18 protein-coding genes are annotated in these 17,084 nt (G+C 69.7%); 16 read left to right on the forward strand and 2 right to left on the reverse strand.

What is annotated here, in order from left to right:
* Positions 1-31 precede the first annotated feature (31 nt).
* The 3 genes from ASF43_RS27625 to ASF43_RS27635 all read left to right on the forward strand — a co-directional run bounded on the left by ASF43_RS27625 (position 32) and on the right by ASF43_RS27635 (position 2,502).
* The gene (locus ASF43_RS27625) at positions 32-1,021 is read left to right on the forward strand and encodes a tripartite tricarboxylate transporter substrate binding protein (protein ID WP_056188861.1); all 990 of its coding nucleotides are present in this window, start codon (positions 32-34) and stop codon (positions 1,019-1,021) included.
* 82 nt (positions 1,022-1,103) lie between these two features.
* Positions 1,104-2,060: a LysR family transcriptional regulator gene (locus ASF43_RS27630; RefSeq protein WP_056188867.1), complete on the forward strand. Its 957-nt coding sequence runs from the start codon at positions 1,104-1,106 to the stop codon at positions 2,058-2,060.
* A complete protein-coding gene (locus ASF43_RS27635; protein WP_056188868.1) occupies positions 2,050-2,502 on the forward strand; it encodes a DUF2214 family protein in 453 nt (150 codons plus the stop codon). The genes ASF43_RS27630 and ASF43_RS27635 overlap by 11 nt, the downstream gene beginning before the upstream one ends.
* 53 nt (positions 2,503-2,555) lie before the next feature.
* Here the strand turns inward: ASF43_RS27635 and ASF43_RS27640 are convergent, their stop codons facing one another.
* Together ASF43_RS27640 and ASF43_RS27645 are read right to left on the reverse strand one after the other, a co-directional pair.
* On the reverse strand, positions 2,556-2,984 hold the full coding sequence (locus ASF43_RS27640) for a PsiF family protein (RefSeq protein WP_200932627.1): 429 nt from the start codon (positions 2,982-2,984) through the stop codon (positions 2,556-2,558).
* Positions 2,985-3,078: 94 nt separating this feature from the next.
* The gene (locus tag ASF43_RS27645) at positions 3,079-3,981 is read right to left on the reverse strand and encodes a LysR family transcriptional regulator (RefSeq protein ID WP_056188874.1); all 903 of its coding nucleotides are present in this window, start codon (positions 3,979-3,981) and stop codon (positions 3,079-3,081) included.
* Between the two features lie 112 nt (positions 3,982-4,093).
* On the opposite strand from ASF43_RS27645, the gene ASF43_RS27650 reads away from it, so the two are divergent.
* From ASF43_RS27650 to ASF43_RS27710, 13 genes are all read left to right on the forward strand, one after another.
* Entirely contained in the window at positions 4,094-5,053 is a 960-nt protein-coding gene (locus ASF43_RS27650; protein WP_056188877.1) for a tripartite tricarboxylate transporter substrate binding protein, read from the forward strand.
* A 7-nt stretch (positions 5,054-5,060) separates the two neighbouring features.
* Positions 5,061-6,077, forward strand: coding sequence for a zinc-binding dehydrogenase (locus ASF43_RS27655; RefSeq protein WP_056188880.1), 1,017 nt, complete (start codon positions 5,061-5,063; stop codon positions 6,075-6,077).
* Positions 6,070-6,624 (forward strand): DUF4286 family protein, encoded by a 555-nt coding sequence (locus ASF43_RS27660; protein WP_056188884.1) that lies wholly within the window; start codon positions 6,070-6,072, stop codon positions 6,622-6,624. The genes ASF43_RS27655 and ASF43_RS27660 overlap by 8 nt, the downstream gene beginning before the upstream one ends.
* Positions 6,625-6,657: 33 nt before the next feature.
* Positions 6,658-8,343: an arginine--tRNA ligase gene (argS, locus tag ASF43_RS27665; RefSeq protein WP_056188887.1), complete on the forward strand. Its 1,686-nt coding sequence runs from the start codon at positions 6,658-6,660 to the stop codon at positions 8,341-8,343.
* Positions 8,344-8,347: 4 nt separating this feature from the next.
* Entirely contained in the window at positions 8,348-9,082 is a 735-nt protein-coding gene (locus ASF43_RS27670; protein WP_082498213.1) for an SPOR domain-containing protein, read from the forward strand.
* Positions 9,083-9,130: 48 nt separating this feature from the next.
* Positions 9,131-9,805, forward strand: a complete 675-nt coding sequence (locus ASF43_RS27675) for a thiol:disulfide interchange protein DsbA/DsbL (RefSeq protein WP_056188889.1) — start codon at positions 9,131-9,133, stop codon at positions 9,803-9,805.
* A gap of 98 nt (positions 9,806-9,903) precedes the next feature.
* Complete coding sequence (gene lptA / locus ASF43_RS27680) at positions 9,904-10,518, forward strand: lipopolysaccharide transport periplasmic protein LptA (protein ID WP_056188892.1); 615 nt, start codon at positions 9,904-9,906, stop codon at positions 10,516-10,518.
* 1 nt (position 10,519) lies between these two features.
* Positions 10,520-11,293 (forward strand): LPS export ABC transporter ATP-binding protein, encoded by a 774-nt coding sequence (lptB, locus tag ASF43_RS27685; protein ID WP_056188894.1) that lies wholly within the window; start codon positions 10,520-10,522, stop codon positions 11,291-11,293.
* 12 nt (positions 11,294-11,305) lie between these two features.
* On the forward strand, positions 11,306-12,886 hold the full coding sequence (locus ASF43_RS27690) for an RNA polymerase factor sigma-54 (protein ID WP_056188896.1): 1,581 nt from the start codon (positions 11,306-11,308) through the stop codon (positions 12,884-12,886).
* Between the two features lie 27 nt (positions 12,887-12,913).
* Positions 12,914-14,122, forward strand: coding sequence for a class I SAM-dependent RNA methyltransferase (locus ASF43_RS27695; RefSeq protein WP_056188899.1), 1,209 nt, complete (start codon positions 12,914-12,916; stop codon positions 14,120-14,122).
* A gap of 4 nt (positions 14,123-14,126) precedes the next feature.
* Positions 14,127-14,594 (forward strand): putative toxin-antitoxin system toxin component, PIN family, encoded by a 468-nt coding sequence (locus ASF43_RS27700; RefSeq protein WP_082498214.1) that lies wholly within the window; start codon positions 14,127-14,129, stop codon positions 14,592-14,594.
* A gap of 172 nt (positions 14,595-14,766) precedes the next feature.
* Complete coding sequence (locus ASF43_RS27705; protein ID WP_156373553.1) at positions 14,767-15,588, forward strand: UPF0149 family protein; 822 nt, start codon at positions 14,767-14,769, stop codon at positions 15,586-15,588.
* Positions 15,589-15,635: 47 nt separating this feature from the next.
* The gene (locus ASF43_RS27710) at positions 15,636-17,039 is read left to right on the forward strand and encodes a class I SAM-dependent methyltransferase (protein WP_056189255.1); all 1,404 of its coding nucleotides are present in this window, start codon (positions 15,636-15,638) and stop codon (positions 17,037-17,039) included.
* The last annotated feature ends 45 nt before the right edge of the window (positions 17,040-17,084 follow it).

The raw sequence follows: 17,084 nt of genomic DNA on the forward strand, positions 1-17,084 counted from the left end.
TTTTGCCAAGAACAACGACTGGAGACAAGCCATGCGCTTCCCGTTCGCCCGCCGCCGGCTGCTGGCCGGCATCGCGCTCGCCAGCCTCGTCACGCTCGCGCCGCTGGCCCACGCCGCCTGGCCCGACAAGCCGATCCGCCTGGTCGTGCCGTTCCCGCCCGGCCAGGCCAGCGACATCTTCGCGCGCGCGCTGGCCGAGCAGCTGGCCAAGCGCCTGGGCCAGCCCGTGGTCGTGGACAACAAGGCCGGCGCCGGCAGCAACATCGGCACCGAGATGGTGGCGCGCGCCGCGCCGGACGGCAGCACGCTGCTGATCGCCGGCAGCGCCATGGCCGTGAACCAGACGCTGTACAAGAAGCTCGGCTACGACCCGGCCAAGGACCTGGTCGGCATCTCGCTGGTGGCCAAGGTGCCGCTGGTGTTCCTGGCCCACCCGGCCTCCGGCATCAAGACCATGGGCGAGCTCGTGGCCCAGGCCAAGGCCGCGCCGGGCCGGCTCAACTACGCCAGCGCCGGCATCGGCGGCTCGCAGCACCTGTCGGGCGAAATGTTCAAGGCCCAGGCCGGCGTATTCATCACGCACATCCCCTACCGCGGCAGCGGCCCGGCCCAGGCCGACTTCGTGGGCAACCAGGTGCCGCTGATGGTGGACTCGGTCACGGCCGCGCTCGGCAACATCCAGGCGGGCCGCGCGTTGCCGCTGGCCGTGACCTCGGCCACGCGCTCCAGCCAGCTGCCCGACGTGCCCACGGTGCGCGAGAGCGGCATCGCGGCCCTGAAGGACTTCGAGGCCGTGGGCTGGCTGGGCCTGATGGCGCCGACCGGCACGCCTGCCGAGATCGTCGCGCGGCTCAACCACGAGGTCGTGGACATCCTGCGCAGCGAGAGCATGGTGAAGTTCATCCGTGACCGCGGCTCGGAACCGGCGCCCACCACGGGGCCGGAGTTCGATCGCTTCATCGCCAGCGAGATCCGCAAATGGGGCGTGGCGGTGAAAGCGTCGGGCGCCACGGTGGAGTGATCTCGCTCGGCGCCGCCGCTGCGTTCGGCAGCGCCGCGGCGGCGGGCCGCAGCGAGGCCGGCGCTCCGCATAATCGCGCGGCATGGACAGACTCACGCAGCTGGAATCCTTCGTGGCGGTGGCGGCGCGCGGCAGCCTCACCGCCGCCGCCAAGGCCGAGGGCGTGGCGCCGGCCGTCATGGGGCGCCGGCTCGACGCACTGGAGTCGCGGCTGGGCGTGCGCCTGCTGGCGCGCACGACGCGGCGCATCACGCTCACGCACGAGGGCAGCGCCTTCCTGGAGGACTGCCAGCGCCTGCTCGCCGACCTGGCCCAATCGGAGGCCAGCGTCAGCGCCGGGGGCGTCAAGGCGACGGGCCACCTGCGCGTGACGGCGCCGGCCGGCTTCGGCCGGCGCCATGTCGCGCCACTGGTGCCCTGGTTCCGCGAATTGCACCAGGACGTGAGCATCTCGCTGAACCTGTCCGACCGCGTGGTCGACCTGGCAGCCGAGGGCTTCGACTGCGCCGTGCGCGTGGGCGACCTGCCGGACTCCTCGCTCGTCAGCGTGCGACTGGCCGACAACCGGCGGCTGTGCGTGGCCACGCCGCAATTCCTCAAGCGCCACGGCACGCCGCAGCGGCCGGCCGACCTGGCGCGCTTCGACTGCCTGGTGCTGTCGTCGGACGCCTCGCAGACGCGGGGCTGGGCGTTCCAGGTGCCGGCGGCCGGTGGCGGCCGCGAGCTCATCCACCTGAAGCCCGGCGGCCCGCTGGACTGTTCGGACGGCCAGGTGCTGCACGACTGGTGCCTGGCCGGCTACGGCATCGCCTGGCGCAGCACCTGGGAGGTTGAGGCCGAGCTGGCCAGCGGCCGGCTCGTGGCCGTGCTGGAGGACTTCGCCGCCGCGCCCAGCGGCATCTACGCCGTCTTCCCGCAACGCAAGCACATGCCCTTGCGCGTGCGCCTGTGGATCGACCATCTGAAACACCACTACGGCCGGCCCGTGTTCTGGAGCGGCCAGGCCGGCACCACCACGAAGGACAAACATGCTGCTTGAAACCCTGCTCGCCTACGTGCACTGGCTGGCCATCTTCACGATGGTGACCTTCCTGGCCAGCGAGGCCGCACTGTGCCGCGTGGAATGGATGAACGCGCGCATCGTCGAGCGGCTGGCGCGCGTGGACATGCTCTACGGCATCGCCTCCATCGTCGTGCTGGCCACCGGGCTGGCGCGCAGCTACTGGGGCGCCAAGGGCCTGGGCTGGTACTGGACCAACCCGCTGCTGCACGGCAAGGTCACGCTGTTCGTGGTGATCGGGCTGATGTCGATCAAGCCCACGCTGACCTTCCTGCGCTGGCGCAAGGCCTTGCGGGCGAGCGGCGCGCTGCCGGCCGAGGACGAGGTGCGCCGCACGCGCAAGACCGTGATGGTGCAGGCGCACCTTGTCCCGATCGTGGCGCTGTTGGCCGTGTTCCTGGCGCGCGGCTTCGGCAAGTAGCAACGCAAACGGCCCCTTGCGGGGCCGTTGTGTCGGGGTGGGTGGCGTGCGGTTCAGGCCTTGTTGCAGTCCGACAGGTACTTGTTGCGCTCCTCGCCCTTCAGGCCCTTGGCTGCGGCTTCCTTGCTGCAGGCGCCCAGCTTGGAGCCCGGTTTGTCGGCCGCGGCGGCCATGCCCTTGTTGCAGTCCGACAGGTACTTGTTGCGCTCGTCGCCCTTCAGGCCCTTGGCGGCGGCCTCCTTGCTGCAGGCGCCGAGCTTGGAGCCCGACTTGGCCGGTGCGTCGGCTGCTGCGGCGGCGGGCGTGATGCCCTTGTTGCAGTCCGACAGGTACTGCTTGCGCTCATCGCCCTTGAGGCCCTTGGCGGCGGCTTCCTTGCTGCAGGCGCCCAGCTTGGAGCCGGGCTTGGCGTCGTCGGCCGCATGGGCGGTGCCCATGGACAGGGCGAAGGCGGCGGCGAGGATCAGGGAGGCGGTTTTCAACATAGGTGTCCTTGGAATGTGTTGAACGGGGAGCATGTCGGGCGACAGCCGATGCACTCTAAACGCCGCAGCCCATGTGTGGATGACGAGTCGGTCACAGTTCGTTCGCGATGCGCTGCGTGAGCCGCGCCAGGATCGTGGCCATGGCCTGGTCCAGCAGCAGCGGCAGCGGCCGTGCATCGCCCTTGCGACGCAGCAGCGCGAGCGCTTGGTCCTGCGCCGGCCGGCGGATGCGACGGAACGTCACGCCGGGCCGCGCCAGCAGCACGGTGGACTGCGGCACCAGCGCATGGCCCAGGCCCGCGGCCACGAGGTCGAGCACGCCGTGCACGGTGCTCGCCTCGTAGCGGATGCGCGGGCTGAAGCCGGCCTGCGCGCACAGGTGAATGGACTGGTCGAAGTAGGCGGGCCCGCGGTGGCGCGTGAAGCCCACGAAGTCCTGCTCGGCCAGCTTGCGCAGGTCGATGGGCGTGCGCGCCGCATCGGGCTGTGCGGGCGCGGCCAGGCAGAACGGGTCGGCCATCTGCGCCGGCGCCACCAGCCGCGGATGGCGCGCCAGCGTGCGCGCGATGCCCGCGTCCAGGTGGCCCATCACCAGCGCCTCGGCCTGCTCGCTGCTGATCATCTCGCGCAGCTCGATGCGCAGGCCCGGGTGCGTGGCGCGCAGCAGCCGCACCAGGTCGGGCAGCACTGTGCTGCTGGCCGAGGGCACGTAGCCCAGCGACAGCAGGCCGGCCGTGCCGTCGCCATGCAGCGTCTCCTTCAAATGGCCGGCGCGGTCCAGCAGCGCGCGGGCCTGGGGCATCAGCGCCTCGCCGGCCGCCGTGAGCCGCACGCCCTTGGGGTGGCGCACGAACAGTGGTGTGCCCATCTCGTCTTCGAGCTGGCGGATCTGCACCGACAGCGGCGGCTGCGCGATGAACAGCTTTTCGGCCGCGCGGCTCAGGTTGCCGGTCTCGGCCACGGCGATGAAATAACGCAGGTGCCTCAGTTCCATGGATGCGTCTCCCCCATACCTCGTGAGTATGGCGACCATACGCGATCGGTGTTTGGCCTATCGCGGTGCCACCGCCAGAATCCGTGCCATCCCAACCCGGAGACATTCCCCCATGAAACGACTCGTCACCTTTTTGCTCGGCTGCGGCCTGGCGCTGGCCGCCTCCGCGCAAAGCTGGCCGTCCAAGCCCGTCAAGATCGTCGTGCCCGCGCCGGCCGGCAGCTCGCTGGACTTCATCGCCCGCACGCTGGGCGACAAGCTGCGCGAGCGCTGGAAGCAGCCCATCGTGGTGGACAACAAGCCCGGTGCCGGCGGCATGCTGGGCATGGGCGTGGTGGCCAAGGCGCCTGCCGACGGCCTGACGCTGGGCATCGGCTTCAACGGCCCTATCGCGTTCGGGCCGTACATGTACAAGAAGATGAGCTATGACCCGGCGCGCGAGCTGCTGCCCATCGTGCTCACGTCCTCGCAGCCCAACGTGCTGGCCGTGCCGGCCGACAACCCGGCCAGGACGCTGCCCGAGTACGTGGCCTGGGCCAAGCAGCAGGCAGGCAAGGTCAGCTACGCGTCGGTGGGTGCCGGCAGCTCCTCGCACCTCACGATGGAGCTGTTCCGCAACACGGCGGGGTTCGACGCGGTGCACGTGCCGTTCGCCGGCTCGCCGCCGGCCGGGCTGTCGCTGGCCTCGGGCGAGACGCATGGCTTGTTCACCGTGGCGCCCGCGCTGCTGCCGCTGATGCAGAGTGGCCGCATCCGGTTGCTGGCCGCCACCAGCCTCAAGCGCATGGAGGGCATGGCCGATGTGCCGACCGTCGCCGAGCAGGGCTACCCGGGCTTCGAGGCGCTGGCGTGGAACGGTTTGTTCACGGCCAGCGGCACGCCGCCTGAGGTCGTGGCGCGCATCAACGCTGATGTGAACGCCGTGATGCAGGATGCCGGCGTGCGCGAGGCCTTCGCCAAGCAGGGCCTCATCATCGGCGGCGGTACAGCCGACAGCTTCAAGACCTTCATCGGAGCCGAGGGCAAGAAGTGGGGCGCGATCATCCAGAAGGTCGGCATCACCGTCGACTGAAACGACCATGCAAGCCCTGCAAAAAACCCGCGCCGCCGCCGGACTCGAACTGGTGGACGTGCCAACCCCCGTGCCGGCCGACGGCGAGGTACTGGTGCAAGTGCGCGCCACCGGCATCTGCGGCAGCGACCTGCACGTGGACGACTGGACGCCCAGCTACGCCTTCATCGCGCCCAGCATCCCGGTCACCATCGGCCATGAATTCGTCGGCGTCACGCAGGCCGGCCAGCGCGTGGTGGTGCGGCCCTCGGTCACCTGCGGCGTCTGCACCGCCTGCAGCGAGAACCGGCACGACGCCTGCGAGCGCCGCCGTGGCATCGGCATGACGCGCGACGGCGCCTTCGCGGCATGGGTGCGCGTGCCGCGGCGCAACTGCGTGCCCGTGCCGGACGGCCTCAGCGACGAATTGGCTGCGCTGACCGAGCCGCTCACGATCTCCATGCAGGCCCTGCGCATCGCGGGCGATGTCACCGGCCTGCGCGTGCTGGTCATGGGGCCAGGCACCATCGGCCAGGGCATTGCGGCGCTGGCGCGGCGCGCGGGCGCTGCCCAGGTGGTCGTCAGCGGCTTCGACGACGCGGTGCGCTTCGATGCGCTGCGCGCCATGGGCTTCGACGCGCTGGTCGATGTGCAAGGCCAGACCCTGGCCGAGGGCACGCGCCCGCACACCGATGGCGCGCCGTTCGACGTCGTGTTCGAGGCCACGGGCGTGCCCGAGACCATCACCGAGGCGCTGGCCCTGCTGCGCCGCAACGGCATCGTGGTCGTGACCGGCATCCACGCCCGGCCGCTGGCGCTGGACCTCACGCCACTGGTGCGCAACCAGCAGCAGCTGCGCGGCTCATTCCGCCCGCCCGAGTCCGACTGGCCGCTGGCGCTCGCGCTGCTGGCCGAGATGGACGCAGTGCTGCGCCCCATGGTCAGCCATGTGCTGCCGCTGTCGCAGGCGAAAGAAGGCTTTGCGCTCGCGCATGGCAAGCAGGCCAGCAAGGTGCTGCTGTACCCGGAGGTGGGCGATGCCTGAAGCGACAGCCCTGCTGGCGCTGTGGAACGGCGTCACGCCCGAGCTCGACGCTGAGTACAACGCCTGGCATGCCGAGGAGCACGTGCCCGAGCGGCTCACCGTGCCCGGCATGCTGTGGGCACGGCGCTATGGCGCGCATTGGCCGCAGACGGGCCCGCGCTATCTCACGCTGTACGGCCTGCGCGACGCCTGGGTACTCGAAGAAGACGCCTACCAGCGCCTGCTGCGCGAGCCCACGCCCATGAGCGCGCGCATGCGCCCGCATCTTTGCCATCTGTCGCGCTGGGTCTGCGCGCTGCGCGAGGCTGAGGGCGCGCCGGTGGGCGAGGGTCTGCGTGTGCAGACGTTCGAGGAGCGTCCCGTGGCGCTGCCCGACGCGCTGCTGGCCGAGCGCCTGCACGATGCCGCGCCGCTGCCCTGGCTGCAGGGCGGGCAGGAACATGCCGTGCGTGGCCACTGGCTGCTGGCCATCGCCCAATCAGAGCGCCCGACCGCTCCCGAGCCAGGCGCCATGCTCTACGCCGCCCTGCCCATCGGACCACGCTGAGCCCCCACCCGGGGCCCCACCTAAAATCCCTGGATGTTCTCCGTCAAACAAGAATTGCTCTCTGCATTGGGCGCAGCGCTCGAACAGGTGTCGCCCGGCGCCGGTTCCCGCGCGGCCTTCGAGACGCCCAAGGTCGCCGCCCATGGCGACTTCGCCTGCACCGCGGCCATGCAACTGGCCAAGCCCCTCAAGCTCAACCCGCGCCAGCTCGGTGAGCAGCTGCGCACGGCCTTGCTGGCCCAGCCCGCCGCCGCGCAATGGGTCGAGTCCATCGACATCGCCGGCCCGGGCTTCCTGAACCTCAAGCTGAAAGCCGCTGCCAAGCAGCAGGTCGTGCGCGAAGTGCTGCAGCTTGGCGCGCAGTTCGGCGTGCAGAGCGCCAACGGCCGCAAGCTGCTGGTCGAATTCGTCTCGGCCAACCCCACCGGCCCGCTGCACGTGGGCCACGGCCGCCAGGCGGCGCTGGGCGATGCCATCTGCAACCTGTTCCAGTCCCAGGGCTGGGACGTGTACCGCGAGTTCTATTACAACGATGCCGGCGTGCAGATCGCCACGCTGGCCAGCTCCACGCAGTTGCGCGCGCTCGGCTTCAAGCCGGGTGATGCCGAATGGCCCAGCGGCGAGAAGGCCGCGGCCTACAACGGCGAGTACATCGCCGACATCGCCGCCGACTTCCTCGCCAAGAAATCTGTCAAGGCCGACGACCGCGAAGTCACGGCCAACGGCGATGTGAACGACCTGGACGCGATCCGCGAGTTCGCCGTGGCCTATCTGCGCCGCGAGCAGGACCTGGACCTGAAGGCCTTCCAGGTGCACTTCGACAACTTCTACCTGGAGTCCAGCCTCTACACCAGCGGCAAGGTCGACGATGCCGTGGCCCGCATGCAGGCCTCCGGCAAGACCTATGAGCAGGACGGCGCGCTGTGGCTCAAGTCCACCGACTACGGCGACGACAAGGACCGCGTGATGCGCAAGTCCGAGGGCGGCTTCACCTACTTCGTGCCCGACGTGGCCTACCACATCGCCAAGTGGCAGCGCGGCTTCACCAAGGTCGTGAACATCCAGGGCACGGACCACCACGGCACCATCGCGCGCGTGCGCGCCGGACTGCAGGCGGCCGATGTCGGCATCCCGCCGGGCTACCCCGACTACGTGCTGCACACCATGGTGCGCGTGATGCGCGCCGGTGTGGAGGTCAAGATCTCCAAGCGCGCCGGCAGCTACGTGACGCTGCGCGACCTGATCGAGTGGACCAGCAAGGACGCCGTGCGCTTCTTCCTGCTCTCGCGCAAACCCGACACCGAATACACCTTCGATGTCGACCTGGCGATCGAGAAGAGCAACGACAACCCGGTCTACTACGTGCAGTACGCCCATGCGCGCATCTGCTCGGTGCTCACGGCCTGGGGCGGCGACCGTGCCAGCTTGAAGGACGTGGACCTGTCGCCGCTGGACAGCCCGCAGGCCCAGGCCCTGATGCTGCTGCTGGCGCGCTACCCGGACATGCTGGCCAGCGCCGCCACCGAGTTCGCACCGCACGATGTCACCTTTTACCTGCGCGAACTCGCGGCCAGCTACCACAGCTATTACGATGCCGAGCGCATCCTGGTCGACGACGAGGCCGTCAAGGCCGCCCGCCTGGCCCTGGTCGCTGCGACCGCGCAGGTGCTCTGCAACGGACTGGCCATGCTGGGGGTGAGTGCCCCCGAGAAAATGTAGACAGATGAAGCAAACGGAACAACGCAAGCGGCCCTCGGCCGGCGGCAAGAGCAAGGCGGGCAGCCCGCGCAGCCAACTGGGCGGCACGATCATCGGCTTCATCGTCGGCGTGGTCGTGGGCCTGGTCGCGGCTCTGGCCGTGGCGGTCTACGTGACCAAGGTGCCGATCCCGTTCATGAGCGGCAAGACGCAGGGCCGCACGGCCGACCATGACGCGGCCGAGAACAAGAAGAACCAGAACTGGGACCCGAACGCGCCGCTGCATGGCCGCAACCCGGCACGCCCCATGGCACCCGCGGCGCCAGCCGGCCCGTCCATCGTGGCGCCGCCCGAGGCCCAGGCGCCTGCCGCCACGGCCGCCGTGCCGGCCCCGGCCGCCCGCCCCGCGCCATCGGCCGATCCGCTGGGCGACCTGGCCCGGGCACGCGCTGCCGGCAAGCCCGGCCCGGTGGCGGCTCCCACCGTGGCCGCGGCACCCGCGACCGCTACGGCGGCAGCCGATCCCTTCGACTATTTCGTGCAGGCCGGGGCCTTCCGCACGCCCGAGGACGCCGAAACCCAGCGTGCCCGCCTGGCCATGATGGGCATGGAAGCCCGCGTGACCGAGCGCGAACAGGCCGGCCGCACCGTCTACCGCGTGCGCATGGGCCCCTACCGGGACCGCGAAGAGGCCGAGCGCACCAAGGACCGGCTGAGCAGCACGGGCGCCGACACGGCCCTGGTGCGCGTCCAGCGCTGAAACTTTTGTCAGGCCGCGCAGGTCTGACCCCGCCAAGGAGTGAAACCAATGAAACGTCGTGAGTTCTCGAAAGCCTGGACCAGCGGTCTGGCGGTATCGGCACTGGGCCTGACCCAGGCCCCCCTGGCGCTGGCGCAGGCCGGTGGCGGGTCGGCCAAGGCCGGGACCGATTACCTGGTGCTGGACAAGCCCGCCGCCGTCGAATCGGCGCCCGGCAAGATCGAGGTGGTCGAGTTCTTCTGGTATGCCTGCCCGCACTGCAATGCCTTCGAGCCGCGGCTGGAGGACTGGGTCAAGAAGCTGCCCAAGGACGTGGCCTTCCGCCGATCGCCGGTCGCCTTCCGCAACGACTTCGTGCCGCTGCAGAAGCTCTACTACACGCTGGAGGCCCTGAACCTGGTGGAAAGCCTGCACCGCAAGGCCTTCTACGCGATCCACGTCGAGAAGCAGCAGTTGAACCGCGACGAGACCGTGCTCGCCTGGGCCGCCAAGCAGCCCGGCGTCGACCAGGCCAAGTTCACGGACACCTACAACTCGTTCGGCGTCAGCACCAAGGTGCGCAAGGCGACCCAGCTGCAGGACGCCTACAAGCTGGCCGGCGTGCCGGCCCTGGGGATCAACGGCCGCTACTACACCGACGGCACGCTGGCCCAGTCCATGGACCGGGCCCTGGTGGTGACCGACCAACTGGTGGCCGAACAGCGCGGCAAGAACAAGTCCTGATCGGCGCTTGCGCAAAACAAAGGCCCGCGTGTGCGGGCCTTGTCATTTTTGCGGCCCAATCGCGCCGCTACAATGGCCGAGCAAGATTCGTGCCTTTTATGAATAACCCTTACGCCAAACTCCTCGTCTGTGCCGCCCTCAGCCTTGCCGCCAGCCTGGCCCAGGCCGAGCGGGCGGACCGCGACAAGCCCATGAACATCGAAGCCGATGCCATGCGCTATGACGACCTGAAGCAGATCAACGTCTTCACGGGCCAGGTCGTCATGACCAAGGGCACCATCGTGATGCGTGGCGCCCGCGTGGAAATCCGCAAGGACGCCCAGGGCTACCAGTTCGGCGTCGCCACGGCGGCGCCGGGCGAGCGGGCCTTCTTCCGCCAGAAGCGCGAAGGCGTGGACGAGTTCATGGAAGGCGAGGGCGAAGTCGTCGAATACGACGGCCGGGCCGACAAAGTCACCTTCATCCGCCGCGCCGTGCTGCGCCGCTACCTGGGCACGAAGCTCAACGACGAAGTCACCGGCGGCGTCATCGTCTACGACAACGTGACCGAGGTGTTCACGGTCGATGCCGCCAAGCCCGGCACCAGCCCGGGCAGCTCCGGACGCGTGCGCGCCGTGCTCACGCCGCAGCCGTCAGCCAGCGCGCCGGCTGCGCCGTCGGCACCGACCCAGCCCCTGCGTTCCAGCCCGCAGCTGGACGGGGGGAAGAAGTAGCGTGGCGGCGCCCGACAGCACGCTGGACGCGAGCGGCAGCAGCCTGGTCGCCCGCCATCTGCAGAAGTCCTATGGCAGCCGCAAGGTCGTCAAGGACGTCTCGCTGACCGTCAACAAGGGCGAGGTCGTGGGCCTGCTCGGCCCCAACGGCGCGGGCAAGACCACCTCGTTCTACATGATGGTCGGCCTGGTGCGGGCCGATGCCGGCGCCATTGCGATCGACGGCCAGCCGGTCGAGCACATGCCGATCCACCGCCGTTCGCGGCTGGGCCTGTCCTATCTGCCGCAGGAAGCGTCCATCTTCCGCAAGCTCACGGTCGAGGAGAACGTGCGCGCGGTGCTCGAGCTGCAGCGCTCGCCCGAAGGCAAGGCCTACAGCGGCGCCGAGATCGAGGAGCGCCTCACCGGCCTCTTGACCGACCTGCGCGTGGAGCACCTGCGCGCCTCGTCGGCGCTGGCGCTGTCCGGCGGCGAGCGCAGGCGCGTGGAGATCGCGCGCGCGCTGGCCACGCAGCCGCGCTTCATCCTGCTGGACGAGCCCTTCGCCGGCATCGACCCGATCGCCGTGATCGAGATCCAGCGCATCGTGAGCTTCCTGAAGGAGCGTGGCATCGGTGTGCTGATCACCGACCACAACGTGCGCGAGACGCTGGGCATCTGCGACCACGCCTACATCCTGTCCGACGGCACCGTGCTCGCCAAGGGCACGCCGTCCGAGATCGTCAACAACGCCGAAGTGCGCCGGGTCTACCTGGGCGAGCACTTCCGCATGTAAGCCAGAAGGACAATGAAGCAAGGCCTGTCCCTCCGCGTCTCCCAGCACCTGGCGCTGACGCCCCAGCTGCAGCAGTCGATCCGTCTGCTGCAGCTGTCCACGCTGGAGCTGGCCCAGGAAGTCGAGCAGATGCTGGACGAGAACCCCTTCCTCGAAAACTCGATGGAAGAGGCGCCGCGTGAGGATTTCGGCCTGGCCCAGTCCGACGCGCCAGTGCGCGACGAGGACCGCGACGCCGAATCCATGGGCCCGGCCGGGCAGGACTACGCCGCCGAGACCGGTGCCGACAACCGCAACGACACCGAATCGCCGCTGACCGGGCAGGACGACGCCCATGACTGGGAAGGCGACGGCACGCACGATGTCGCGCCCGACGACGGCGAATGGGGCGGCGACGCGCCCGCGCGCAAGAACAACCTGGGCGACGAGGGCGATGCCGACGCCACCGAGCTCGCGCGCAGCCAGGAGTCGCTGGCCAGCTTCCTGCACCGCCAGGCCCTGGCGCTGCGCCTGTCCGAGGAGGACACGGCCGCGCTGCGCTTCCTGATCGAATCGCTGAACGACGACGGCTACCTGGAAGACCCGCTGCAGGAGCTGGCGCAGGGCTTCGCCGGCGACGACCCCGAACTGCTCGAAGAGCTGGTGCACCGCTTCACGGTGGCGCTGCGTCTGCTGCAAAGCCTGGAGCCGGTCGGCGTGGGCGCGCGCGACCTGGGCGAATGCCTGGCGCTGCAGGTCCAGGCCCTGCCCGAGGCGGCCGTCACGCCGCAGCTGCGCCGCACGGCGCTGCGCATGTGCCGCCAGCCCATGGACCTGCTGGCCCGGCGCGACCTCAAGCGCCTGATGCACCTGTGCGGCGACAACGAGGCCGGCGTCAAGGCCGCGCTGGCGCTGATCACGCGGCTGGAGCCCAAGCCGGGCCGCAAGTTCGTGGACGTGGAGCGCAATGTCGTCATCCCGGACGTCATCGTGGTCAAGGTGGGCCGCGGCAACCAGGCGCGGTTCAAGGTCACGCTGAACACCGACGTGATGCCGCGGCTGCGCGTGCACGACATCTATGCCAACGCGCTCAAGCAGCACAAGGGCGGCGGGCGCGAGGCGTCCAACACCGCCGCGCTGCAGCAGCGCCTGCAGGAGGCGCGCTGGTTCATCAAGAACATCCAGCAGCGCTTCGACACCATCCTGCGCGTGTCCAACGCCATCGTGGAGCGGCAGAAGAACTTCTTCACGCACGGCGCGCTGGCCATGCGCCCGCTGGTGCTGCGCGAGATCGCCGACGAACTGGGCCTGCACGAGTCCACCATCAGCCGCGTGACCACGGCCAAGTACATGGCCACGCCGTTCGGCACCTTCGAGCTCAAGTATTTTTTCGGCTCCTCGCTGGGCACCGAGACCGGCGGCAACGCCTCCAGCACGGCCGTGCGCGCGCTGATCAAGCAGTTCGTCAGCGCCGAGGATGCCAAGAAGCCGCTGTCGGACAGCCAGCTGTCCGAGATGCTCAAGGAGCAGGGCATCGAATGCGCACGGCGCACCGTCGCCAAGTACCGCGAAGCCCTGCGCATCGCTCCCACGAATCTGCGCAAAGCCCTGTAGCCGCCCCGCCGGGGCCGGAGACCACCCATGCAACAGCTCCGACTGTTTTTGCCCTGCGCCGCCGGCGTGGAGGATTTCCTGGCCGAAGAGGCCCACGCGCTGACCGGCCTGCAAGGCGAAGACTTGCGCGTGCTGCGTGGCGGCGTACTGATGCGCGCCTCCTGGCGCGACGCGCAGCTGCTCAACCTGCACAGCCGCCTGGCGCAGCGCGTGCTGATCGAGCTGTCGCACACCCAATACCGCAACGAGCAGAACCTGTACGACGCGGCCAGCAACGTGGCCTGGGAAATCTGGTTCACGCCGAAACAAAGCTTCAAGGTCGAGGTCACGGCGCAGCACAGCCCGCTCACCTCGCTGAACTTCGCTGCGCTCAAGGTCAAGGACGCGATCGCCGACCGCTTCCGCGCCAAGCGCGGCGAACGGCCCGACGTGGACACGCGCTGGCCCGACGTGCGCATCTACGTGCACCTGACCACCGAGCACGCCACGCTGTACATCGACACCTCGGGCGAGCCGCTCTTCAAGCGCGGCTGGCGCGAGGACAAGGGCGACGCCCCCCTCAAGGAGACGCTGGCCGCCGCCATGCTCGCGGCCAGCGGCTGGGACGCGAGCACGCCCCTGTACGACCCCTGCTGCGGCAGCGGCACCATTGCCATCGAGGCCGCGCAGATCGCCTGCGGCATCGCGGCCGGCAGCCGGCGCCGCTTCGCTTTCGAGAAGATGCTGCCGTTCCAGCCCCATGTCTGGGCCGGCCTCAAGGAGCAGGCCCAGGCTGCCGAACACGCGCCGACCACCGAGGTCTTCGGCAGCGACGTGGCCCACCGCATGGTCGACTTCGCCGAGCGCAATGCCGAACGTGCCGGCGTCGCGGCCGTCACCCAGTTCCGCGGTGGCGACGCGCTGCAGCGCATGCCGCCTGTGGCCAGCGGCGTGATGCTGCTGAACCCGCCTTACGGCGAGCGCATCGAGGTCGCCGGTGTCGCCGGCCGCCGCGAGGCCGCGCAGACCGACGACGGCGCGGCCGATTTCTTCCCGCGCCTGGCCACGCACTGGAAGAAGCACTACGCCGGCTGGACGGCCTGGATGCTCACGCCCGACCTCAAGCTGCCCGGCAAGATGCGGCTGAAGGAATCGCGCCGCGTGCCGATGTGGAACGGCCCGATCGAGTGCCGGCTGTTCCGCTTCGACATGGTGGCCGGCTCGGCGCGCAACCCGCCCGCAGCGCCGGCCCGCTGACGCCATGCACGCGGCCAGCCCACGCGCCGTGGTGATCGACACCAACGTGGTGCTGGACCTGCTGGTCTTCGACGATCCCTCCGTGCAGCCGCTGCGCGCGGCGCTGGCCGACGGCCGGCTGTGCTGGCGCGTGCTGCCCGGCATGCGCGAGGAGCTGGCACGCGTGCTGGCCTATCCGCGGGTCGCCTCGTCCCTGTGCGCGCGGGCGCTGGCGCCGGATGCGGTGCTGGCCGCGTTCGACGCGGCGAGCCGGATGGCCGCGCCTGTGCCGGCCGCGCCCGTGCGCTGCACCGACCCGGACGACCAGCCCTTTCTCGACCTGGCCCTGGCCCATGGCGCGCTGCTGGCGACCAAGGACAAGGCAGTGCTGGCCACGCGCAAGCGAATGGCGGCCCATGGCGTTGACATTTGGCAACCTTTTGTTACCAAAGCTTCGGCGGCTCTGGACTTAATGCCGGTGATTGGCGCTTGAGCGCTGGCAAACTTGATGCTTGATTCGTTCACCTGTCGCAATTCGTTGCGCGGTATTCAAATTTGAGCGTGTTTGCACTTTGCATACTTGAAATTTTCTGTATGCACGCTTTTCCATTGGTTTCCAGATGTCTTCCAACTCCCCCCCGACCACCCGTGCAGCCGCCGCTCCGATGCCAGTGGCGTCGCCGCTGCAGCCTGCAGATTTCGACGAGCTCGACGCGCTGCTGGACGGCTTGCGCGAGCGCAGCCCCCAGGTGCCGCAGTGGGAGTTCTGCGAGGGCTTCATGGCCGCGCTGGTGTGCTGCCGCAGCCCCATCCTGCCAGCCGAATACTGGCCCGTGCTGCTGGACTCCGAAGACAGCCTGAGCACGCTGTTCGCCGACGCGGCCCGGCAGCAGCGCTTCGAGCGGCTGTGGGGGCAGCGCTGGCAGGAGATCGCGGCCGGCCTGGACGCCGAGGTCGACAGCCTGGACGACGAGCGCGCCTATTGCCCGCAGGTGCTGGACGTGCGCGGCGCCATCGCCGCCATGCCGGCCGACGAGCGGGCCCAGGCCCTGGGCCAGGCCGGCGTGGACGAAGCGGACGCCGACCCCGAGCTGCCGGCCTTTGCCCAGGTCTGGGCGCTGGGCTTCATGCTCGCCGTCGAAACCTGGCCCGACGAATGGACCGCCCCGGCGCGCGACAAGGAAGCCGCCCGCTGGCTGGAGGAAGCCATGGCGGCGCTGGCCGACCTGTGCGAGGACGACGAGGGCCCGGCCGAGGTGTCGGCCTTCGAGACCGAAGACGGCCAAGACGGTCCGCCCAGCATGTCCTCCGCCCGGCTCGAAGCCTTCGGCGAAGCCGTCTGGGCCGTCTACGACCTGCGCCAGATGGGCCGCACCCTGGGCCCGCGCGTGGTGCAGGTGCGCCGCGACGCCGCCGCGCCGGGCCGCAATGACCTGTGCCCCTGCGGCAGCGGGAAGAAATTCAAGAAGTGCCATGGTGCGGGGTGAGGACGCACGCCGCATCCGTGCGCGCTGAGCGCTCCGAGGTTCGCACCGTGCTGTCCCCCCGCTCGATCGACGCCGTTGTCACCTTCCGCAACAGCCAGGGCGAGATCGTGCGCGGCGTGCTGACCAACTACCAGCGCCGCTCGCTCGTCATGGAGGTCTACAACCCCTATTCGATCGTCCAGGTCAGCGAGGTGCTCAGCGAGCTCACCGTGCGTTCGGGCGAGCGCGCCGTCTACCGCGGCAAGGCGGTGGTGGTGAGCCTGCTGAACACGGGCCTGATGGCCGTGGTGTCGGTGACGCTGACCGACGAGTGGGACGAGCTTTCCGTCATGGGCCACGGGCCGGCCTCGTATGCGCTGCAGGCCCAGGCCTTCGTGGAGGACTGGGACGCGCGCTTCAACATCGGCCAGGACTACCAGGTGGCGGTGAGCCAGATGCGCACCTTCCTGTCCGACGTGTCGCGCTGGGTGGACCAGGCCGACATGGCCGCGGCCCTGCCCAAGAACGCCGAGGGCCGGCTGCGCGACGATGTCTTCTTCGAAATCGCCTCGCCGCTGATCCAGCGCGTGCGCGGCTGCATCGACCGGCTCGAGGACGTGGCGCGCGGCGTGCCCGAGGAACTGCAGCCGGGCCACCGCGCCTTTGCCCAGACCGCCATCCATCCGTTGATCCTGCGCGCGCCCTTCGTCTACCGCGCCTTCGCCAAGCCCTTGGGCTATGCCGGCGACTACGAGATGGTCAACCAGATGCTGGGCGACCCGCGCGAAGGCGCGAGCACCTACTTCCAGATCATCAACGCCTTCTTCCTGGAGGCCGCGGTGGCGCGCGCGCACCGCAACCGCATCGACATCCTGGTGGACACGCTGTCCGCGCTGACCGATGCGCCCGGCCATGACGGGCCGGTGCGCGTGCTCAACGTCGGCTGCGGTCCGGCCATCGAAATCCAGCGCCTGATCGCCAGCCACCCCACGCCCGAGCGCTTCGTCTTCACGCTGATGGACTTCAGCGAGGAGACGCTGGCCTACACGCGCAGCATGATCGACCAGGCCTGCGCCAGGCGCGGCACGCAGGTGCAGGTGGAGCTGGTCCACGAGTCGGTGCACAATCTGCTCAAGCGCGGCTCCGGCGCGCGCCGCCTGCTGGACGCGCAGTTCGACTTCGTCTACTGCGCCGGGCTGTTCGACTACCTGTCCGACAAGGTCTGCAACCGGCTGCTCGAATACTTCGTCGGGCGCACGCGTCCTGGCGGCGGCGTGCTGGTCACCAACGTGCACGGCCGCAACCCGGACCGGCACGTGATGGAGCACCTGCTGGAGTGGCACCTGATCTACCGCGACGAGGCCGGCATGCGCGCCATCGCGCCACTGGGTGCCAGCATCCAGCGGCTGTGGACCGACGCCACCGGCGTGAACGTGTTCATGCAACTGCTGACCGCGCCGGCCGGAGGCTGAGCCATGCGCGCGACCCGACTGCCCGACGGGGCGCTGCGCCACAGC

This window comes from Pseudorhodoferax sp. Leaf267 (assembly GCF_001422405.1).
In the GTDB taxonomy this organism is placed as follows: Bacteria; Pseudomonadota; Gammaproteobacteria; order Burkholderiales; family Burkholderiaceae_C; genus Pseudorhodoferax.